Below are 20,354 nucleotides of genomic sequence, written 5' to 3' on the forward strand. Positions count from 1 at the left end.
TCACCATGGATATAAAGCAGCCGCCCCTGAAGGCGCACGACGCGGAACTCAGTGCCCGGCAGGTCATTACGTCCCGTCGCTCCGTGCGCGCGTTTTTGCAAACCCCGGTGCGACGGGAAACAGTCGAGCAGGTGTTGGAACTCGCCGCGCGTGCACCGAGTGGTTCGAACGTCCAGCCGTGGCAGGTGTGGGTGCTGACCGATGCGCCGTTAATCAATCTCGGTCTTGAGCTGCAGTCGTTGGCACTTGCCGGCAGCGACGATCAAAAGGAAAAGCCACAAACTCATCACGTCCGTGAGCCCTATCGCTCCCGGCGGCGCAAAGTCGCGCGGGATCTTTACGAATCGCTCGACATCACCCGTGATGACACACAGGGAATGCTCAGGCAGACGTCGCGCAATTTCATTTTTTTCGACGCCCCGGTCGGTCTGTTTTTCACCATTGATCGAGACCTCGATAGCAACCGCTGGCTCGATTACGGCATGTTTTTACAGAACATCATGCTCGCGGCAAAAGCCTACGGGCTAGACACCTGCGCCCAGCAGGCCTTTGTGAAATACGAGGCCGTTATCGCCCGGCGCCTGGGCCTCGCCGACAGTCAGAAACTGGTCTGCGGCATGGCGCTCGGCTACGGCGATTTGACTGCCGCGGAAAACACATTTGTTGCCGAGCGTGCACCGTTGCAGGCATTCACGCAATTCGTCGACACCTTGTACTAAACCAACCCGGGAGCGAGTGGATGGATATCGTCAATAAAGTAGTGATTGTCGCGGGTGGCGGCTCAGGCCTTGGCCAAGCCACGGCCATGGACTTGGCCGAACGAGGAGCCAAAGTGGTGATCGTGGACCTCAACGAACAAGCCGTGAACCAAGTGGCCCACGCCGTCGATGGCATGGCGGTCGCTTGTGATGTGGCCGATGACGACGCTTCCCGTGCCGCCATGCGACGAATCATAGATACGGTGGGACTGCCCACGGTGTTGGTCAATTGCGCAGGTGTTGCGCCGTCTGCGCGGATCATTTCCAAAAAAGGTCCGGCGTCGTTGGGTGATTTTGAGCGTGTCATCCGCATTAACCTCTTGGGCACCTTTAACTGGTTACGTCTGGCGGCGGATGCCATGAAAGACAACATCCCCGATACTGACGGCGCACGCGGCGTCATCATCAATACCGCCTCGATTGCTGCCTACGAAGGCCAGATCGGCCAAAGTGCTTACGCCGCATCCAAAGGAGGTGTGGTGTCCCTGACCCTCCCGGCGGCCAGGGAGCTCGCCCGATATGGCATTCGTGTAACGGCCATTGCCCCAGGTTTGTTCGGCACGGCGATGCTTGAATCGATTGATGAAGAAATCAAAGATCGACTCATCGCTGACATTCCGTTTCCTCATCGCTTCGGAAAGCCCTCCGAATACTCCGCGATGGTCCGGGCAATTATCGAAAACCCGATGCTGAACGGCTCGGTGATACGGCTGGATGCCGCGTTGCGGATGCAAGCGCAGTAAGCCCTCGCACGCAACGTCATCACACGATGCGGATGGCGCTTAAACATCACATTAATCTGTTATTCGATAGCCACCTTTAAACACTCACAAGGCCGTGAACTTGAGAGTTCGACGCTTTAACTAGCGAAGGAGTTCGTGCACCCGAAAAACAGCAGCCATTGATTTAAACGATTATTAAACCAGCGTTAATGCTCTCTCGTTCCTCCAATAATAATTGCCGGAGACAAACTAATGCACCCTGAAAACGCCATCGGACACGCCGACCAACTAGATGCCACTTATCGAAAAATAACATGGCGCTTACTTCCCTATCTGTTTATCAGCTACGTATTTGCCTACCTTGATCGGGTCAATATAGGATTTGCCGCCGTACAAATGAAGGCCGACCTTAACTTCTCGGACGCGGTATATGGCCTGGGCGCGGGAATGTTCTTCGTCGGTTATTTCATGTGCGAGATACCCAGCAATCTGTTGATGAACAAAATAGGCGCACGTTTGACCATTGCCCGAATCATGATCTGTTGGGGACTGGTGTCCTGCTGCACAATGCTGGTGACCAGTTCGACATCGTTTTACCTGGTGCGATTGCTACTCGGGATCTTCGAGGCCGGGTTCGCGCCAGGAGTCCTGCTGTATCTCACGCTCTGGTATCCGCCTGCCCGCCGGGCGCAAATGGCTGCTATTTTCCTCAGCGGCGCTGCCATTGCAGGCGTTGTTGGGGCACCGATTTCCGGATGGATCCTCGACGCGATGGACGAAGCCGGCGGCCTGCACGGCTGGCAATGGTTATTCATGTTGGAAGGCGTGCCTTCGGTGTTGCTCGGCGTCTTGGCGTTGTTGTTATTACCTGATCGTCCTTCAGCCGCAACCTGGCTCTCTCAAGAAGAAAAAGCTCAGATCACCGCCAAGCTTGCTACACCGACATCGAAAGCGAGCCACGGCTTCATCGACGCGCTTCGCGATCCGGTGATCTATTACATTGCTATCGCGTGGTTTACCGTTATCTGCGGGATTTATTCGGTGTCGTTCTGGATGCCGATGCTCATGCAGGACGCCGGTATCAAGACCTCAACCGAAATCGGACTGTGGTCGGTCATTCCTTACGGAGCTACGGCCATCGGCATGGTGCTCGTTTCGCGACACTCGGACAAAGCCATGGAGCGTCGTTGGCATGCGGCTACCTGCGCTCTGTTAGGAGCGGTAGGGCTGGCTCTTTTACCATTCGTCCATGGCAGCTTTCTGTTGACGATGTTGTCGTTGACCCTAGCCAGCACCGCGGTGTTTTCGGCCATGCCGATCACATTGGCGATGCCCATGTGCTATTTGTCCAGCAAAGCTGCGCCGGGCGGCATCGCATTCGTCAACACCATTGGCCTGCTCGGCGGCGTGGTGAGTCCGTACATGCTTGGCTTGATCAAAACCAACACCGGCAGCCTGGATAACGGTCTGTTCGTCATCGCTGCGATGCTCCTGATCGGCGCCGTGTTATTGGTGGGTTTTGTACGTCTTGAACCGCGGATCACCGCCGTGGTGGCCTGAGAACTTCGCTGAATTCTGCGAAAAGATAACTGCATCGAAGGATGCAGTTGTCACGTTTAAACTCCCTTCTTTAATTTATCAATCAGCCCGGTGACTAGCTGCAATAAGAATTATGCGTTTGTCTGCCTGGGCCAAAAATCAAATACTTCATTTTACCCCTTATATTTTATGCTCGTGCAGGAGTATTCCGATGGGCTACACCATGACAGAGAAAATACTGGCCCGAACTGCGGGCCTGGCTACAGTCAATGCTGGTGATGAAGTTCAAGTAAAACCAGACTTCGTACTGGCATACGACTTCCCGGGTTACACTGATCGCTACTTCAAGGAAATGGAAAGCGAGTTCCAGGTCATACAAGTAAAAGAACCTGAGCGCTTTGGTGTTTTTATCGACCATATGGTTCCCGCTATTACGCCGGACGAAGAACAATTCCACAAAGAAACCCGCGACTGGGCGACTCGTAATGGAGTTGAAGTGTTCGAGCGTCGGGGTATCGGCCATCAGGTCGCGGCGGAAGTCGGTTATGCCGTACCGGGCGCGTTGGCGGTGCATTTCGACCCGCATATTTCACAACTGGGCACCTTCGGCACACTCGCCCTGGGTATTCACCGAAACATGCTGGAAGCCTATGTTCAGGACACCGTTTCCCTGCGTGTGCCCGAGACGGTACGTGTCGACTTCATCGGCCAATTGCAGCCAGGCGTAATGGCTCGCGATGTGCTCAACCATCTGGTCAAAACCCTGGGGCCCAGCGCGTGCCAGTTTTGCGTAATGGAACTGGCAGGGAGTGGGCTCGCCAGCCTGTCGGTGGAAGGCTTGCAGACCATCACCGGGCTGGCCATGTTCACCGGGGCGATTTCCGCGATCGTCGCACCGGATGCCGTGAGGCTCGATTACGCCCGTTCCAGGTCGCGCAAAGTGCTGGAACCGATCTACAGCGATGCGGATGCTCGCTACCGGGCGGTCCACACCATCGACCTTGGCACCATCGAACCCTTGATAGTAATTCCGCCAAGCTCCGCGGGTACCCGCGATCTGACTGACTATCTCGGCCTCGATGTGCATGTCGGCTACCTCGGTTCCTGTGCTTCTGGCCGTCTCGAAGACCTGCGCATTGCTGCGCAAATTCTCAAGGGCCGCACGCTGGCGCTCGGGTTTTCACTCTACGTGGTGCCCACCAGTCAACAGATCATGGCGGCCGCAGCTAAAGAAGGGTTGCTGACCACACTGGTCGAGGCCGGTGCATTCATCTCCTCGCCCAGTTGCGATTATTGCTACGGGCGCATCGGAACCATGAACGCAGGACAACGCGCAGTCTCCACCGGCACCTTGAATGTTCGCGGGCGGATGGGCAGCTCCGACTCCGAAATCTATCTGTGCAGCGCTGCTGCCGTGGCGGCGGCCGCCATTGAAGGCAAGGTTGCCGACCCTCGTCATTACCTTTGAGGATTCGTCATGAGTTTGGTCAATTTGCGCGGCCGCGTTGCCTATGTATTTGAAGTAGAAAACTTCGATATCGATCAAATCGTCGGCGTCAAAAACATCCGGATAAGCGATGCCGAGGTGTTGGCCAACGTGGCCATGAACGCTTACGACGAGCATTTTGCCGAGCGTGTGCGGCCGGGTGATCTATTAGTCGGCGCAGCCAATTTCGGCTACGGCCATCCGCACTATCCGCCAATGATAGCCATGCGCAAGCTGGGCATAACAGCCGTCATCGCAGAATCTTTTTCCCCGGGTTACTGGTGGGGCGAGATGGCCGAAGGCTTCGCACAAATCGAGTGCCCGGGTATCACCCGACTGGTGAGCCGCTGGGATGAAATAGAAGTGGATTGGAAAGAGCGCCGGGTCATCAATCTCAGTCGAGGCACTGAACTGACTTTCAAGCCATTCAGTGCCTCGGATTTATTGGTTCTCGAGGCTGGCGGGCTCATTCCTTACCTCAAGCTGAAACGTCAATGCCCCTAGCGCCGTCCCTTTTCAGGAGAGTTGAAATGCATGCAAAGAAAGGCTTTTACCCGCTGACCGAGGCCTTCAGCGGTCCAAAGGCGTTAGTGATACCTGGGGCCTATGATGCCTTGAGCGCCATGCTCGTCCAGGCGGCAGGTTACCCGGCAGTCTACGTTGGCAGCTATGCAACAGCCGCAGCCGGATTCGGACTTGCCGACGTCGGCGTGTTGACGCTCGAGGAATTGGCCCGTCATGCCAAGTCTGTCAGTAGCGCCGTCAGCGTTCCGGTGATTGCCGATGCCGAGGGCGGTTTTTTCGACCCTGCCAATATCTGGCGAACAGTACGGGCGTTTGAAGAGGCTGGCGTGTCGGCCATTCACATTGAAGATCATGCCGGTGGAAAACACACGGATCTGGAACAAAAACTGGTTCCACTTGAATTGATGCTACAGCGCCTGCAAGCAGCCTTGGATGCTCGACGCAACCCTGAGTTCTTGATCATTGCTCGAACTGACGCCATCTGGGCCACGCTTGACGTCGACGAATGCGTCGAACGTTTAAAAGCATTCGCCAGTATCGGAATCACCCACTTTTTTGCCAACGGTGCAGATCCTGCGACCCTGCGGGAAATCAAACAGAAAGTTCCCGGCAAGTACATCGTGATCAATCTACCCAGCGTTCGTCATCGTGATGAATGGGACGGCGCAGCGGATCTAGTTATCGATTACGGCTTCTGCCTGCTGGCAGTGACCAAGGCGCTTCAAGTTGCGCTGAAACAATACAAGAGCGATCCGGATGCGGATCGATCGGACCTTCTGCTCGAAGACTTCGAAACCTTCGAACGTCGTTTGGGATATGCCGATTTCACCGAACGCGCCCTGCGTTATACGAGCAATAAAAGCTGATTGCCCCTTACACCATCGAACTTGTCCCTTCCGATGGTCGACACTGTCGGAAGGGTTGGATTTTCCTCCCGGAGCGCTCATGAACCCGATGGCGTATCTAGTACTCTGCCTACAACTGTTGACACCGCCCCATGCTGCTCGTCCTCCGGAAATCGTGATGGATACGAGAACGATCCTGCCTTGGGCGGGCTTCGGTGATCCTCCAGATCCCCAGCACCCGGAGGCACGATAAACTTTGTTTCAGCCATCCACGCGGCTAGAAGCAAACGCCTCTGGCCTGCTCACACACGCCAGAGGATTTGGTGGTCTGGCCTACCCCGCCACTGAACGTCGTTTCCGTGAGGTGCCTTCAAGCGCTCCTTCGATAATGTGCTGCACCAGGTACTCTGCGTCCCGCGCTACACCCGAGAAACGTCCTGATCCCCAGGTGTACAACCACGGCAATCCAAGAAAGTACAAACCAGACTGTGCCGTGACTCCGCGTTGGTGCCCGGGATGGCCACGCCCATTGAAGACCGGTGCCTCGACCCAAGTGAAATCCGGACTGAAGCCTATACACCAGATGATGCTGGTGATGCCCTCGCTCACCAGGTCCAGTTCGCTACGCTCCTGCACGGGTACCCAACTCGGCTGGTAGTGCTCGCCGGGAGGCGCATCAATCCCGTGTTGCTCGATGTACTTGTCGATCGAGCCGTTGATCCGGTTGTACACCGCATCGGCGCTGTCCAGATTCTCGGTCAGGTTGTTGGCGAATTGCAGGCGCGTGCCTTGCAAGCCGTCGAGCCGACCGAACAGCTCCATGCCTTCGCGGGCAAAGTTGCGCAGGTCAATATCACGACCACCATCGCGACCGGTCACGTAGTGGTTGGTGTTGTCGCGCACGCCTTCACGCAACGGATGGGTATCAACGCCAATCTCGTAGTAACCCATTTCCGCCAGCCAATCGACTACGTCCTTGCCCCGGTAGAAACGTGCGCAACGTGGCGCATCACCGACAGCCAGATAGACTTTGCGCCCGGCCAGGTGCAAGTCCTCGGCGATTTGCGCACCCGACTGCCCGGAACCAACGACCAGCACATTGCCGACGGGCAAGGCCTGCGGATTGCGGTATTGCTCGGAGTGAAGCTGATGAATGCCCGCCGGCAAGCGTTCGGCCAGGCGCGGGATGATCGGTGTGTGATAACCGCCCGACGCGACAATCACCTGATCGGCGGTGAATTCGCCTTGCGAGGTATGCACCTCGAAACCACCTTGGGTTCGAGGCACTACGCGCTGGACCGTGACACCTTCACGGGCCGGAGCATTGACCGATTTGACGAATCCGGCCAAGTATTCGTTGATCTCGTCCTTCTTCATGAACCCATGAGGATCGCTGCCGTTGAAGCCGTCTGTGTAACTGTAGCCCGGCAATGCGCATTGCCAGTTGGGCGTCACCAGACTGAAGGCATCCCAGCGCTGATTGCGCCAGGTGTGGGTCAGGCTGTGTTTTTCCAGGACCAGATGATCGATGCCCTGCTGTTGCAGGTAGTAGCTGGCGGATAACCCGGCCTGACCGCCGCCGACGACGATCACGCTGTGGTGTGGAGTTTTGATTGAAGTGAGGTGGCTGGTCATGGGTGCTCCAGTACTGGGTAACGAAAAGGGTTAAGGGAAAAATCGATGAATCAGAATGAGCTCCAGCCCGCACCGATCACTTGGCCTGCGCCTTCGGTACGCATGCTCAGAATGTCCACCTGGCCATCGGCGAGGGCTGGATCGACCAGGTAACTGGCCTGGCCCTTGAGCGAACTCAAGGTGTCCATCGCCGAACTGCAATAGAAACCCTTGACCTGCTTGACCCGTTCCGAGGCATTGTCCAATGCGCTTTCGATGAGTTGCAGAAAGTCCGTCAGCGGGTAACTGGCGCCCTCCTCAAGGTATTGATAGATCACGGTCGAAGGCGAATAACCGGTCGCTTCCCGGCCATTGGGCCAGCGGATTTTGAAATTGACGGCGGGCATGTCAGTGCTCCTGTTGATTGAGTTTTAAAGGGGTCAGATCGAGATGGGGATAGCTGAATCCGGTAAACGGCTGCTCGCGCAGGTTCCAGAAGTCGCCGTGTTGTGCGCCGGACTGGACACGCAACGTGCCGCTGGCGTTGACCAGGCCAATGCGTTCGCAGCGCACGCCTTCAAAGGCAAAAGCGCTCTGCACCTGCGGCCAGTCACGCTCATCCAGCGTCATCAAAAAGCCATAGCTGGGAAACACCTGAAGCCAGCGAGCGAGGTCGGCATCCGCAGGACAGGGCAGTGCAGATAAATCGATGGTCGCGCCGCAGCCGGTGGTGTCCAGCAACATCAACAGGCTGCCGAGAATCCCGGCGTTGCTGATGTCTTTGGCCGCCTGCAGCAGCCCGGCTTCGGCCAGGCGCGGCAGCACTTCGAGCTTGCTGCGCAGGCGCTCGGCCGGTACGCCTTCGAAGGCCTTCCAGTACGTGCTGTCGGAATGCCAATGGCCGTCAAGGTCCACCGCCATGGCGATTACCTGACCGGGAGCGACATGCAGGGTCGACAGTAATTTTTTCGCGATGCCGGTAATCGCTACCGCCAGCGCAGCCGGATTGCCCGCCGTGAGGCTGGTGTGCCCACCGGCCAGCAACAATCCATACGCGTCGCAGGCCGCACGAATACCCGCCAACAGCGCTTTGGCGGCCGCATCATCGTGATGCCAATAAGCATTGACCACCGCCGTGGCGCGTCCCCCCATGGCGGTGATGTCGCTGACATTGGCCATGACCGCCGACCACCCGGCAAACCAGGGCGCCGCCTCGACGAAGGCCGGCAACATGCCTTCGATGGCCAGCAGCTGAAAATGCTCGCCACAGGCAATCGCTGCCGTGTCATCGCCGGGCAAGGCGTAAAGCTGTTCGCGGGTCAGCGCTTGCGCCGCACTGCCGATAACCGCCGCAGGTTGCTGGATAGCCTGTTTCGAGCGCATCGCTGGGGTGTTGCGCAAGGTCTCGAGCAGCGCGGGTAAATCAACGACGTCAGTCATGGCGAGCCACCTTCAGCGCACGTAACGACACCTGGCGCGGCATCAACGGGTAGCTCGGCAAATCCGCCTGCATCAGGCAATGCGGCTGGCCGAGCAATTCCAGTTGTTCGAGAGTTTGCCAGCTCAAGCCGTGAAAGTAGGTTTCGTTTTGCGTCTGTACAGTGGCGCGAAACACCTCGCAACCCAAGTCCTTGGCCCGAGACACCGCTTCATTGACCAGCGCCCTACCAATCATGCTGTGCCGCCGATACGCCGGCGCTACGCACAAGCGTCCGCCGTACCACAAACCCGGCTCTGGCTGATAGATGCGCACCGCACCGACCACCTGATCAGCGATGCCGCAATTGCCGGCCAAGGCGACGATGGCGATCGCCTGGAAATCATGGCTGTCTTTGTCCTGCACCAGCAGTTGTTGCTCATCGGAAAACACCGAGCGCCGCAGGGCGAAATAGGCCTGTTTCTCCCACTGTTCGCTGGCGGGTTTGACCAGCAATTCACCGGCACGGAACGGTTCGAACGTGCTGTCGACCAAAGCAAAGGCGAGATTCAGCATGGGTGTTCTCCGGCTTATTCGTAGCTTTTCAGGGCCGAGCACGCGCCACATTTGGCGCAACCGGCGTTGATCTGATCGGAGTGCAGACCGTGACGACGCAGGCTCGCGCCGATCTGCGGATAGAGCCGGGCCATCATCGCGCTGTCGGGTTTCGGGTGATGAGCCAACGGTGTGCCATCGATGGGTACGAACGGCACCACGAACGGGTACACACCCAGCGCGCATAAACGCTCGCTCATTTCACTGATCGCTGCTTCGCTGTCACCCAGGCCGGCGAGGATGTAAGTGCTGACCTGGCCCCGACCGAAGACTTCGACCGCCGCACTGAAGGCTTCGAAATAACGGCTCAACGGGACTTCGGCCTTGCCCGGCATGATCCGTTGGCGCACTTCATCGGTGACTGCTTCCAGGTGCATGCCGAGCGACACTACGCCGCTGTCGGCCAAGCGTTGGAACCAGCGATCGTCGTCCGGCGGCTCGCACTGGGCTTGAATCGGTAGAGCGACCACAGCGGTTACCGCCGCGGCGGATTCACACAAAATCGCCGCGCCACGGTCCGGGGTTTGTGGAGTGCCGGTGGTCATCACCATGTGCTTGACGCCGTCGAGTTCCACCGCGGCTTTTGCCACTTCGGCCAGTTGCTGCGGACGTTTTCGGGCAATGGTCTTACCCGCTGCCAGCGACTGGCCGATGGCGCAGAACTGGCAGGAACTGGCGCGGTCGTTGAAGCGGATGCAGTGCTGCAACACCGTGGTCGCGAGTACATCACTGCTGTGCAATGTGGCTATTTTCCAATAAGGGATACCGTCGGCAGTGCTCAAACCATAGAACTTCGGCACGCCTGGCATCTGCACTTGACCGACATGCAGGCCTTCGCGAAAGATCAGCGCCTGGCTGCCATCGGCGCTGGGTTGCGCTTGATAGGGTGAATCCTGCGAGGCCTGATTGAGGATCGGCACCATCATGGTCCGGCTGCCAAAACTCAGCGCCTTGTGATCCGACGGTCCCGCGCCACCTTGCCGGGACAAGCCGTTCTGCGCAGCCGGCCAACGCACGCCATGGCATTGCAGTTCAGCGAGCAATTCATTGGTTTGCATGGTCGGACTCCTCGTCGGCCACCGATGCAAAGTGGCCGCCGCGCTCATGGACATGCGCCGTGGGCGTGCGGTCGATCAACAGGCTGAGCAACTCTGGACGGCTGTAGTGCCCGACCGAATCCATCATGCGTTTTCGCTTGTCGATCAGTGCCAGATCAAGGTCGGCAATCACCACGCCTTCGCCGGAACGCAGCGGTTCTCCGAGCAATTTGCCTTCGGGAGAGACGATGGCGGTGAAGCAGCCACCCGAGATCGGGCCGAGGCCGCAACCGGTGTCCTGCATGATCTGGCCCTGCTGATCGGCATCCAGCCATGCGGTGGCGTTGACCACGAAACAGCCGGATTCCAGGGCGTGATGACGGATGGTGACTTCGATTTGCTCGGCAAAAATATCGCCCACCAAGGAGCCGGGAAACATCGCCGCGTGGATCTGCTCGCCGTCCGCCATCAAGGCGTAACGGGCCAGCGGGTTGTAATGCTCCCAGCAGGCCAGCGAGCCTATGCGCCCCACGGCACTGTCGATCGCGCGCAGTCCCGAACCATCGCCCTGACCCCAAACCATGCGTTCGTGGTAGGTCGGGGTGATCTTGCGTCGATGCTGAATCAGGCTGCCGTCGGCATCGAACAGTAATTGCGCGTTGTAGATCGTGCCGCCATCGCGTTCGTTGACGCCGATGGAAACGACCATCCCCGCTTGCTTGCAGGCCTCGCCAATCGCCAGGGTGGCGGCGGACGGAACCGTAACGGATTGATCCAGCAATTTGAGGTGCTGTGCGCCCATGGTGAACGCCGGCTGCACGAATGAGAAATAGGGGTAATAAGGCACCACCGTTTCCGGGAATACGGCGAACTGCACGCCTTGTCGACCGAGGGCGATGATCTGTTGGCAGATCTTGTCCACGGTGCCTTCGCGGCTGTAAAGCACCGGGCTTATCTGTACGGCGGCTGCGCGAATAATGGCCATGATGGGTCCTGAAGTCAGTAGTGTTCGGAAGGTGGACAGCGGTCCTGTGGGAGCTGGCTTGCCTGCGATTCAGGCGGCGCGGTGTATCAGCCACACCACCATCGCGAGCAAGCTCGCTCCCACAGGGAGTTCTGTGCTGTCAGGCCGTCCAGGTATCGATAATCATCGCGCCCTCACGGCGCATCAGCAGGCGCAGGTCCATTACGTCCAACGGATTGATCGGGCGGATGCCTTCGATCAGGGCTTTTTCGGTCTGCCCGTACAGGGCTTGCAGGGCGAAGCGGCAGGCGTAGACTTCACCGCCCTCTTCCATGAATTGAATGAGCTGCTTGTTGACCGCCAGGTGACCGGGGAAGGCTTCGGCACCCAGCGTCGGGAAACCGCGCTGCACACCCAGTTGCACACCCGGCCCGTACAGCAGAATCTTAGTTTCGAAGCCTTTGCGCAGCAGGCGTTTGGCCTGAAGCATATTGACCAGGCCAATGGAGCCCTCGAAGGCGATGGTGTGGAAGGTGATCAGGACTTTTTCGCCGGGCTCGGCCTTGATGTCTTCGAAGACTTTCTCTTCGTAATTGACCAGGAAGTCGCCGTCTTTGTAATGGGGGATGTCCACGGTTGGCATAGTGTCGCTCTCCAGTTGCTTCGTGCTTGAACGCCAGCCTGTGTTGGCTGCCGGGTTACAGGAGAGAGAGCGAATGCCGTGCCAGGAAATAAAATTATTTTCTGTGCAGTGGTAAGTGATTGATTAGGTTACGAATGATCATCTGATCCGGTTTTATATTGCGTATCTGATGCTATCGGTGAATCACGCATTCCCGTAGAAATACGAATATTCGTAGCAGCCAATCACGAGACTTCGTAGCCATGACTGAAACAGACTCTCTCAGCGGCTGGGCCGATCTGGCGTATTCGTCGCGGCACATGGTGTTCGAGCATTGCGCCGAGGCCATCGCGCTGCTCAACCCGTTTTCTGATCGGCTGGGTGACCTGAACATTGCTGCCTGTAAGTTGCTCGGCTACCCGCGTCAGGAGTTGCTGGAACTGCCGGTGAGCAAGCTGTTCGGCCATCAATTGGCCGACCTGATCGTGTTCACCCAGGCAGTGATGGACAAAGGTCGTGGCTGGACCGAAGAGTTGAGCTGCAACTGCAAAAGCGGCGAGCGCATCGAGCTCGAAATCTCCGCCACCACCTTGCAGATCAAGGGTGAGCAGCACTTGATTCTGGTGATGCGCGAGTTGAGTCATGAAAAGTACCAGCGCGACCAGGCGCATACCGAGCGCACCATGCGCGGCGGGCTGATCGAGTGGCGCAACATTCTCAACCTGTTTCAGGAAAGCGAGCGCGATAACCAACTGTTGCTCAGCTCCGTGGGCGACGGCATCTACAGCATCAACAGCGATGGCCTGGCCACCTTCGTCAACCCGGCCGGCGCGCGCATGCTGGGCTGGGAGCCGCAGGACATGATCGGCAAGAACATCCATCGCATCCACCACCATACTCACGCGGACGGCAGCCATTACCCGGTCGAAGAGTGTCCGATCTACAAAGCCGTGCGCGACGGCGTGGTTCACGAAGGACGTCAGGAGGTGTTCTGGCGCCGAGACGGCAGTTCGTTTCCGGTGGAATTCACCAGCACTCCGGTGATTTCCGACGGCCGAATCGTCGGTGCGGTGGTGGTGTTTCGCGACATCACCGAGCGGCGCAGCACCGAAACCCAACTGCAAAATGCCCTGGATGAACTCAAGGTCCTCAAGGAGCGGCTCGAAGAGCAAAACGCTTATTTGCAGGAAGAGATTCACATCGAGCACAACTTCCGCGAGATCGTCGGCCAGAGCGAGCCGATCAAAAAAATCATCAAACAGATCGACGTGGTCGCCCCCACCGATGCCAGCGTGTTGATCAACGGCGAGTCGGGTACGGGAAAGGAACTGATCGCTCGCGCCATCCATCAGGCCAGCCGTCGTAATGCCAGCCCGCTGATCCGGGTCAATTGCGCGGCGATTCCTGCCGAACTGTTCGAAAGCGAATTCTTCGGGCACATTCGCGGTGCCTTTACCGGCGCTGTGCGAGATCGCGTCGGGCGCTTTGAACTGGCCGACGGCGGTACGCTGTTTCTCGATGAAATCGGCGAAATCCCGCTGGAGCTGCAAAGTAAACTACTGCGGGTTTTGCAGGAAGGCCAGTTCGAACGGGTCGGAGAAGAACGCACCCGCAAGGTCGATGTGCGGATCATTGCCGCGACCAATCGCGATCTGCGCCAGGAAGTCGCTGCGAAGCATTTTCGTGAAGACTTGTATTTTCGGCTCAACGTTTTCCCGATCCAGTCTCCGGCGCTGCGTGAACGTCCGATTGATATTGCGCCCCTGGCTGCGCACTTTCTCAAGCAGACCGGCAAGCGCCTGAACATGCCAGGGCGGCGCCTGCGTAACAGCGACATCGAGCGGCTGCAAAGCTACTCCTGGCCGGGAAATATTCGCGAACTGCAAAACGTCATCGAGCGCGCCCTTATCACCTCCGTCGGGGCGGATCTGAACCTGGACTTGCCCGACGAACCTAAAACCACCGTCACCCAAAAGCCTTCCCCCTCGCCCCAGATCATGACTGACGCGCAGATTCGGGAACTGGAGCGCAACAACATGCAGGCCGCGCTCAAGGCCTCCGACGGCAAACTGTTTGGAAAAGGTGGCGCAGCCGAACTGCTGGGTCTGAAACCCACGACCTTGGCGTCGAGGTTCAAGCGGCTGGAAATCAAGTTGGAGAACTGATTCGATCGTGGGCATGGTTTGGCACTTGACCACGCAATCTCGTAAAAGCCTCTACGAAAATTCGTATTTCCACGTAATTACGTAATTTCTGCGACGCCATCAGCGATGCCCAGGCGTATCGGACACTAAAAAATAATATTTATTATCAAATAGTTAGCGATTAGCTTGAAACCATCAACGTGCTGGCACGACCTTCGCTTCTGAGTGCTGCAACCGATAAGCCAAACGGGCCATCGATAACAGCAGATCCAGGATGCCTACCATGCCGACAACCTCTGCTTTCACCGTCTCACGTTCAGAAACCTACCTGGCTTCGATGCCCAACCTGGCCTTCACCGGCCTGTCGGAAAATTGGTTATTGAAAGAATGCGGGCATCAACATTGGCTCGCACTGGCCCAACTGCATGATCGGCCTCTGCCTGACTTCGTCGATGAGCAAGGGCGCATCGCCTATGCCGCGTTCACCGCAGTCAAAACGTGGAATTTACAGCTGGAAGCCATCATCGAGAATCGCTCGTTCCAGATTCATACGCGGATCGGGCGCGGTGGACAGGCCCGGCATTACAGCGAACATGAGGTTAGACTGGGTGATCGCCTTGTGGGGCAACTGGCATTGCTGTCCACCTTTGTGAGCCGTCACGTACCGGGCGATAATCGCAGTGTCAGCAAAGCATGTTTGAACGGCACTCAAGTACCCGTGACCCCGCTACCTGAGGCGTTGCAAGCACTGCACGCCGACAATCGGCGAATACGCAGCGGCGACTGGCGCAGTCATTTCAGCATTGACCGTCAATCAACCGAGGCGCGCGTATTTGATTTTACGCCCTGTCCTGACATCGACTTCAACGGTGCCGACCTCCTGTACTTCGCCAACTTTCAGGCCATGGTCGAACGTGCGGAATGGGCCCTATTGGGACTGCGCCGCCCCGGCCACATTCGTCAACGCGAGCTGCACTTCTACGGCAACCTCAATATCAGCGACAGCATGCAGCTCAGACTGCACACCAGCCAGTCAGGTCATCGAGAATTGCACTGGTGTGAAGTGTATCGTCGCAGCGACCTCTTCAAGCTAGCTGACATTTTCACCCGCAAAATCCACCTCTCCGATTGCAGCCGACCATGAGCCATACTCCTCTCTGGCGGCCCGAAGGCCTGCGACTCAAGTCCGTGTACCACGGCAGTGACCTGGACGGTCTCGAGCACCTGCACAGCCTGCCCGGCAAAGCGCCTTTTGTGCGTGGCCCCTATTCGAGCATGTACCCGGAAAAACCTTGGACCGTGCGCCAGTACACCGGATTCGCGAGTGCCGACGCCAGCAATCAGCGTCTGCGGCAACGTTTGTCCGAGGGCGCAACGGGTATATCACTGGCCTTCGATCTGCCGACTCATCGCGGTTACGACTCAAGTGATCCGCAATGGCAGGCGGATGTCGGCAAGACTGGTGTCGCCATCGATAGCGTCGAGGACATGGCTGAACTGCTAGACGGCATCGCTCTGGACCAGGTGTCGGTGTCACTTACCATGAACGGCGCAGTGCTGCCGGTGTTGGCAGCGTTCATCGTTGCCGCAGAAGAATCCGGCGTCGCTGCGACTCAACTCAGCGGCACGATCCAGAACGATATTCTCAAAGAGTTCACGGTACGCAACACCTACATTTTTTCGCCACAACCCTCAATGCGCATAACCACGGACGTGATCGGCTACTTGAACGAACACGTGCCGCGGTTCAACCCGATTTCGGTGTCCGGCTATCACTTTCAGGAGGCCGGTGCGGATGCGGTGCTGGAGCTGGCATTGACCTTGGTCAACGCCAGAACCTATGCCGAGGAGGTGCAAAAAAGCGGGCTGGACCTGCAAAGATTCTGTGAACGAATCAGTTTCTTTTTCGGCATCGGCAACGACTTTTTCACCGAAATCGCCAAGTGTCGCGCGGCCCGTCTGCTCTGGTCCGAAATCACCCAGGCCCTGGACGTGCAGAGTGAAAAAGGCCGGGCACTTCGCATGCACTGCCAGACCTCAGGCTGGTCGCTGTGCGCTCAGGAACCGCTCAACAATGTCACGCGGACCACCGTCCAGGCCATGGCCGCGGTATTTGGTGGCACGCAGTCTCTACACACCAATGCCTGGGACGAAGCCTTGACATTGCCCAGTGAGGCGTCGTCCAGGTTGGCCAGCAATACCCAGCATATCCTGCAGCAGGAAACCGGGCTTTGTGATGTAGTCGATCCTTGGGCTGGGTCCTACATGATGGAATCACTGACAGCAAAAATAGCTTCGCTGGTTCGTCAACGAATCGCAGAGATTGATGCCCGGGGTGGAGTGCTGCAGTCGATAGAGTCCGGTTGGATCAGTCAGGCCATTCATTTGCAAGCCATGGCCACCCAGGCACGCCTTGACGGCGGGATTCAACGGCGCATTGCTTCTAGCGAACAAGTACAGACAACGCAAGAAGGAACGTCCGCCATTAACAGCCAGGCACTGCACGACCGTCAGTGCCAACGCCTGAGCCACTTGCGCCTTAGGCGCGACACTACTCGAGTTGAAGCCCTTCTGCATTCGATCACTGAGTGCGCACGCTCGGGCCAGGGCAATTTGCTGGAGGCGACCGTGGCGGCCATCAGAGCTCGGGCGACGTTGGGTGAATGCACCCAGGCACTGGAAATGGTCTGGCCACGATTTCGGCAGGACCTGAGCTTTCACCGCGGTCACTTTCGCCCCTCCGTGTGCAAACAACCTGGTTGGGCACGGGTCGCTGCGCGCATCTCGAACTTTGCCTCTCACCATGGGCGGCCGCCCAGGATTGTTCTGAGCAAGCTGGGTCAGGACGGGCATGACCGTGGGATTCGGCTAATGGCTGCGGCGCTTTCCGATGCAGGCTTACAGGTGCGTCTTCTGCCGCTGTTTCAAACGCCGATTCAATTACTGGAATCGCTGGAAGACAATAGCCCGGTGGACTTGATTGGGGTTTCCAGCCTGGCCGGGGCACATCACGAATTACTCACTGAACTGCTGAACCTGTTGAACGAACGCGAACTCGACGTTTCGGTGGTGGTGGGAGGAATCATTCCGGACGCCGACGCGCGACAGTTACTGCGCTTGGGAGTCAAAGCTTGTTTTGGTCCTGGCCAGGACGTGATTGAAATTATTGAACAGCTGGTCGATCTACTAGCGCCCCCACATTCGTAGCGCCTTACATAAACTTGACACCCCTTGGGCACCGCGTATTTACCCTACTCCGCAAGATTCAGCACGGGATAGCGAATGGCCGCTGACTCGTTTATTGACCTTAAACGATGAATACAAACTGCCAAGTCGACTGCGTCTCCACAGGAAACGCAAATACGCACTTTGAAAAATGAATGAATATGGAACTTCACTCATCACTGACAACAAGCGATCGGCGGCAACAAGTTAATCACTCAGCTTACAAGGTAATTGAGACTTGTTACATTGAGCATAAAAAAACTGTGTCAGCGCGACATCAACCAACCTCCTTATACAACTAATGACATGCTTTAATCATTATCTCGCATAACTTGGAGCTTAAAGATGGAGTCAAATAGAATGCATTGAGATTTTTCTCCCATTTGATAACGCGGATGCCATTATTGACCAAGCTACCGTTTTGATTTTTTTGCAATCGAGAATGGCAAAAAACTCAGTTGTCTGTATTGGGTGAGCTGGCTAACTTGGACGACAGATCACCGCCCGAGTTACTCCCTAAACTATTAGGAATATGAAAATGCGAATTGCCGTCCTTAATGATATTCACCATGCCTACGAAAATACCGCTGGTATCCGCCGATTGCGTGAGCACGCTCAGGTCGAAATCTTCACTGGACCTATTAGCGGGCCGAGCGATTTGAGAGGTTTTGATGCGGTCATTGCCAATCGTGAGCGGACCTTGTTCACTGCGGAGTTTTTGGAGCAATTGCCTGATCTTCGTATTATCGCTCAGACGGGCAATCATGCTTACCATATCGATCTGGAAGCCGCGCAAAAACTGGGTATCGTGATTGCCAAAGCGACTGGGGGGTTCTGCACCAGTGCGGGTGAATTCACCTTCGGATTGATGATGGCATTGATGAGAGAAATCCCATGGGTCGACAACGCGGTCAAAAATGGTGATTGGCCGACGCCCATGACGCGAGTTCTGCGCGGCAAAACGCTGGGCATTGTGGGTATGGGCAATATCGGTCGTTACGTAGCGCAGGTCGCCCAAGTGTTTGGCATGAATGTCGTCGCTTGGGGCCCCAGGCTTACGGAGGAAATCGCTACAGCGGTTGGAGCCAAGGCATTGGACCTGGATGAGTTGATGAAGCAGTCCGACATCGTTTCGGTTCATGCTACGTTGGCTGCAGAATCGAGAGGCCTGATTGACGCACGGCGTTTGGCCTTGATGAAACCATCAGCCTACATTGTCAATACCGCACGCGGCCCCATTATCGATGAAGCCGCGCTTGTGCACACTCTTGCAGAAGGTCGTATAGCTGGCGCAGCACTGGATGTATTCGATCAGGAACCCCTGCCTAAAGGGCATGCCTTGACTGGCCTCTCCAATGTAATCCTCACTTCCCATATCGGCTGGCCGACCGATGAGATGTATGCACAATTCGCTGACGCCGCTGCTGACGCTTTGCTTGGATGGAAGCAAGGCATTGATGTCCCGCGCTTCCTCCCTCACCACTAATTACTCGTCCTTCCCCGGGGCCGATCGGTCCCGGTCAACAACAAGAATAAAAGGAAGAGGTTTCGATGCTTACTATATTGATTTTATTAGCGATCCTGGCGTCCATCGGTATCGGCTATTGGCTAAACGTCAACACCGGACTCTTGGCGATTGTATTCGCCTATTTACTCAGCGTTTGCATACCCGGTACATCGCTGAACGATTTGGTCACACTCTGGCCTACAAAACTGTTCCTAATCATCTTTGGTGTCACGTTTTTCTTCGGATTTGCGATCGCAAACGGCACACTTGAGCAAATAGCAAACCGGGTCGTCTATGCGACACGCAACCGTCCTGCGATGATACCCTTTGCCTTATATGTACTGGTAATGCTGATTTCTGGCATGGGACCAGGACACTACGCAGTATTTGTTTTTCTCTCCCCCCTGGTTATGGCAGTCGCAAGCAAAACCGGCATGAGTCGACTGCTGGGTGCTGTGATCGTCGTATGCGGCGGAATGGCCACTACTTTCAATAGCATTAGCCTCGGTGGTCGAGTAACTCAAGGAATTTTTGAACAAATGGGCTTCAACACCCCCACTGCGGAACTCTTTACACACCAATTATTGTTGGATTCACTAATCGTACAAACTGTAATATTTGTTGCCGCCTATCTGTTGCTGCAAGGCTACAAAACCCGATGTTTGGTGGCGGATGCTCCGCCTCCATTAGATGCAGTGCAGCGTAAAACGGTCGTTCTTGTGCTATTCATATTGGGACTCGTCGTTATACCTAGCCTTTTGGCTGTAATTATCCCTGGACAAGGAATCCTCATAACTGTCAGATCAGCAGTAGATCCAACGTTCATCTCAATACTGGGTGTCGTCTTGGCGCTGATGTGCAAAATCGGAGATGAACGCATTGCCTTGGCCAAAGTGCCGTGGTCAATCATCATATTGCTGTGTGGAATGGGAATGCTCATCTCCGTAGCAACGAAGGCTGGCACCATCGACGTTTTATCTCAATGGTTGGGGTTACATGTCGGAAGTAACTCAGTGGTTTACGCCACCGGAATCTGCGCTGGGATCATGAGCTTTTTTTCAAGTACGCTTGGTGTAGTCATGCCAACGTTATATCCAATTGTACCGGGCCTGGCTGCACAGACGGGCGTGGGTCCAACAGTGCTATTTTCCGTCATTACTTCCTGTGCAATCATGACTGGGTTCTCGCCGTTTTCTTCTGCAGGCGCCATGGCACTGGCAGGTGTCCAGGAAGATGCCGAGCGCAGCAGACTCTTCTATCAACTCTTCATGGTTCCGCTGTTAGGCATAATAGTTGTATTCGCATTGGCATTTCTGAGAGTTCTGGGATAAGCA

The 20,354-nt window shown here is 56.5% G+C and carries 18 protein-coding genes; 11 read left to right on the top strand and 7 right to left on the bottom strand.

Annotated features, from left to right (window positions below; genetic code table 11):
* Positions 1-5: 5 nt before the first annotated feature.
* The 6 genes from IB252_RS14985 (at position 6) to IB252_RS15010 (ending at position 5,896) form a co-directional block, all read left to right on the top strand.
* Positions 6-719, top strand: a complete 714-nt coding sequence (locus IB252_RS14985; protein WP_192409354.1) for a nitroreductase — start codon at positions 6-8, stop codon at positions 717-719.
* Positions 720-739: 20 nt separating this feature from the next.
* Positions 740-1,501, top strand: a complete 762-nt coding sequence (locus IB252_RS14990; RefSeq protein WP_192409355.1) for an SDR family NAD(P)-dependent oxidoreductase — start codon at positions 740-742, stop codon at positions 1,499-1,501.
* Positions 1,502-1,732: 231 nt separating this feature from the next.
* The gene (locus IB252_RS14995) at positions 1,733-3,040 is read left to right on the top strand and encodes an MFS transporter (protein WP_192409356.1); all 1,308 of its coding nucleotides are present in this window, start codon (positions 1,733-1,735) and stop codon (positions 3,038-3,040) included.
* A 190-nt stretch (positions 3,041-3,230) separates the two neighbouring features.
* On the top strand, positions 3,231-4,487 hold the full coding sequence (locus IB252_RS15000; protein ID WP_192409357.1) for a 3-isopropylmalate dehydratase large subunit: 1,257 nt from the start codon (positions 3,231-3,233) through the stop codon (positions 4,485-4,487).
* A gap of 9 nt (positions 4,488-4,496) precedes the next feature.
* Positions 4,497-5,009 (top strand): 3-isopropylmalate dehydratase, encoded by a 513-nt coding sequence (locus IB252_RS15005; protein ID WP_192409358.1) that lies wholly within the window; start codon positions 4,497-4,499, stop codon positions 5,007-5,009.
* A gap of 26 nt (positions 5,010-5,035) precedes the next feature.
* Positions 5,036-5,896: an isocitrate lyase/PEP mutase family protein gene (locus tag IB252_RS15010; protein ID WP_192409359.1), complete on the top strand. Its 861-nt coding sequence runs from the start codon at positions 5,036-5,038 to the stop codon at positions 5,894-5,896.
* 312 nt (positions 5,897-6,208) lie between these two features.
* On the opposite strand, the gene IB252_RS15015 is transcribed toward IB252_RS15010, so the two are convergent.
* The 7 genes from IB252_RS15015 to IB252_RS15045 form a co-directional block, all read right to left on the bottom strand.
* Positions 6,209-7,510, bottom strand: coding sequence for an MSMEG_0569 family flavin-dependent oxidoreductase (locus IB252_RS15015; protein ID WP_007969965.1), 1,302 nt, complete (start codon positions 7,508-7,510; stop codon positions 6,209-6,211).
* 50 nt (positions 7,511-7,560) lie between these two features.
* The gene (locus IB252_RS15020) at positions 7,561-7,896 is read right to left on the bottom strand and encodes an MSMEG_0570 family nitrogen starvation response protein (RefSeq protein WP_192409360.1); all 336 of its coding nucleotides are present in this window, start codon (positions 7,894-7,896) and stop codon (positions 7,561-7,563) included.
* Position 7,897: 1 nt separating this feature from the next.
* A complete protein-coding gene (locus tag IB252_RS15025; protein ID WP_192409361.1) occupies positions 7,898-8,929 on the bottom strand; it encodes a sll0787 family AIR synthase-like protein in 1,032 nt (343 codons plus the stop codon).
* On the bottom strand, positions 8,922-9,482 hold the full coding sequence (locus tag IB252_RS15030; protein WP_077183594.1) for an MSMEG_0567/Sll0786 family nitrogen starvation N-acetyltransferase: 561 nt from the start codon (positions 9,480-9,482) through the stop codon (positions 8,922-8,924). The genes IB252_RS15025 and IB252_RS15030 overlap by 8 nt, the downstream gene beginning before the upstream one ends.
* Positions 9,483-9,496: 14 nt before the next feature.
* Complete coding sequence (locus tag IB252_RS15035; protein ID WP_192409362.1) at positions 9,497-10,579, bottom strand: MSMEG_0568 family radical SAM protein; 1,083 nt, start codon at positions 10,577-10,579, stop codon at positions 9,497-9,499.
* Complete coding sequence (locus IB252_RS15040) at positions 10,566-11,543, bottom strand: Nit6803 family nitrilase (RefSeq protein ID WP_192409363.1); 978 nt, start codon at positions 11,541-11,543, stop codon at positions 10,566-10,568. Before IB252_RS15040 ends, IB252_RS15035 begins: the two co-directional genes overlap by 14 nt.
* 139 nt (positions 11,544-11,682) lie before the next feature.
* Complete coding sequence (locus tag IB252_RS15045) at positions 11,683-12,165, bottom strand: MSMEG_0572/Sll0783 family nitrogen starvation response protein (protein WP_007969977.1); 483 nt, start codon at positions 12,163-12,165, stop codon at positions 11,683-11,685.
* Positions 12,166-12,407: 242 nt separating this feature from the next.
* On the opposite strand from IB252_RS15045, the gene IB252_RS15050 reads away from it, so the two are divergent.
* The 5 genes from IB252_RS15050 (at position 12,408) to IB252_RS15070 (ending at position 20,351) form a co-directional block, all read left to right on the top strand.
* The gene (locus IB252_RS15050; protein ID WP_192409364.1) at positions 12,408-14,309 is read left to right on the top strand and encodes a sigma 54-interacting transcriptional regulator; all 1,902 of its coding nucleotides are present in this window, start codon (positions 12,408-12,410) and stop codon (positions 14,307-14,309) included.
* 253 nt (positions 14,310-14,562) lie between these two features.
* Positions 14,563-15,432, top strand: coding sequence for a Pnap_2097 family protein (locus IB252_RS15055; RefSeq protein WP_225607457.1), 870 nt, complete (start codon positions 14,563-14,565; stop codon positions 15,430-15,432).
* Positions 15,429-17,495 carry a methylmalonyl-CoA mutase gene (gene scpA / locus IB252_RS15060; RefSeq protein WP_192409365.1) on the top strand — a complete coding sequence of 689 codons (2,067 nt, stop codon included), beginning with the start codon at positions 15,429-15,431 and terminating at the stop codon, positions 17,493-17,495. The genes IB252_RS15055 and scpA overlap by 4 nt, the downstream gene beginning before the upstream one ends.
* A 556-nt stretch (positions 17,496-18,051) precedes the next feature.
* Positions 18,052-18,999 carry a D-2-hydroxyacid dehydrogenase family protein gene (locus tag IB252_RS15065; protein WP_192409366.1) on the top strand — a complete coding sequence of 316 codons (948 nt, stop codon included), beginning with the start codon at positions 18,052-18,054 and terminating at the stop codon, positions 18,997-18,999.
* A 65-nt stretch (positions 19,000-19,064) separates the two neighbouring features.
* The gene (locus IB252_RS15070) at positions 19,065-20,351 is read left to right on the top strand and encodes an SLC13 family permease (RefSeq protein WP_192409367.1); all 1,287 of its coding nucleotides are present in this window, start codon (positions 19,065-19,067) and stop codon (positions 20,349-20,351) included.
* The last annotated feature ends 3 nt before the right edge of the window (positions 20,352-20,354 follow it).

Source organism: Pseudomonas sp. PDM10 (genome assembly GCF_014852295.1).
Classification (GTDB): Bacteria; Pseudomonadota; Gammaproteobacteria; order Pseudomonadales; family Pseudomonadaceae; genus Aquipseudomonas.

Bases quoted from the DNA above. Each gene is read 5' to 3' on its own strand.
- IB252_RS14985 (WP_192409354.1), top strand. From the start codon at position 6: ATGGATATAAAGCAGCCGCCCCTGAAGGCGCACGACGCGGAACTCAGT.
- IB252_RS14990 (WP_192409355.1), top strand. From the start codon at position 740: ATGGATATCGTCAATAAAGTAGTGATTGTCGCGGGTGGCGGCTCAGGC.
- IB252_RS14995 (WP_192409356.1), top strand. From the start codon at position 1,733: ATGCACCCTGAAAACGCCATCGGACACGCCGACCAACTAGATGCCACT.
- IB252_RS15000 (WP_192409357.1), top strand. From the start codon at position 3,231: ATGGGCTACACCATGACAGAGAAAATACTGGCCCGAACTGCGGGCCTG.
- IB252_RS15005 (WP_192409358.1), top strand. From the start codon at position 4,497: ATGAGTTTGGTCAATTTGCGCGGCCGCGTTGCCTATGTATTTGAAGTA.
- IB252_RS15010 (WP_192409359.1), top strand. From the start codon at position 5,036: ATGCATGCAAAGAAAGGCTTTTACCCGCTGACCGAGGCCTTCAGCGGT.
- IB252_RS15015 (WP_007969965.1), bottom strand. From the start codon at position 7,510: ATGACCAGCCACCTCACTTCAATCAAAACTCCACACCACAGCGTGATC.
- IB252_RS15020 (WP_192409360.1), bottom strand. From the start codon at position 7,896: ATGCCCGCCGTCAATTTCAAAATCCGCTGGCCCAATGGCCGGGAAGCG.
- IB252_RS15025 (WP_192409361.1), bottom strand. From the start codon at position 8,929: ATGACTGACGTCGTTGATTTACCCGCGCTGCTCGAGACCTTGCGCAAC.
- IB252_RS15030 (WP_077183594.1), bottom strand. From the start codon at position 9,482: ATGCTGAATCTCGCCTTTGCTTTGGTCGACAGCACGTTCGAACCGTTC.
- IB252_RS15035 (WP_192409362.1), bottom strand. From the start codon at position 10,579: ATGCAAACCAATGAATTGCTCGCTGAACTGCAATGCCATGGCGTGCGT.
- IB252_RS15040 (WP_192409363.1), bottom strand. From the start codon at position 11,543: ATGGCCATTATTCGCGCAGCCGCCGTACAGATAAGCCCGGTGCTTTAC.
- IB252_RS15045 (WP_007969977.1), bottom strand. From the start codon at position 12,165: ATGCCAACCGTGGACATCCCCCATTACAAAGACGGCGACTTCCTGGTC.
- IB252_RS15050 (WP_192409364.1), top strand. From the start codon at position 12,408: ATGACTGAAACAGACTCTCTCAGCGGCTGGGCCGATCTGGCGTATTCG.
- IB252_RS15055 (WP_225607457.1), top strand. From the start codon at position 14,563: ATGCCTACCATGCCGACAACCTCTGCTTTCACCGTCTCACGTTCAGAA.
- scpA (WP_192409365.1), top strand. From the start codon at position 15,429: ATGAGCCATACTCCTCTCTGGCGGCCCGAAGGCCTGCGACTCAAGTCC.
- IB252_RS15065 (WP_192409366.1), top strand. From the start codon at position 18,052: ATGCGAATTGCCGTCCTTAATGATATTCACCATGCCTACGAAAATACC.
- IB252_RS15070 (WP_192409367.1), top strand. From the start codon at position 19,065: ATGCTTACTATATTGATTTTATTAGCGATCCTGGCGTCCATCGGTATC.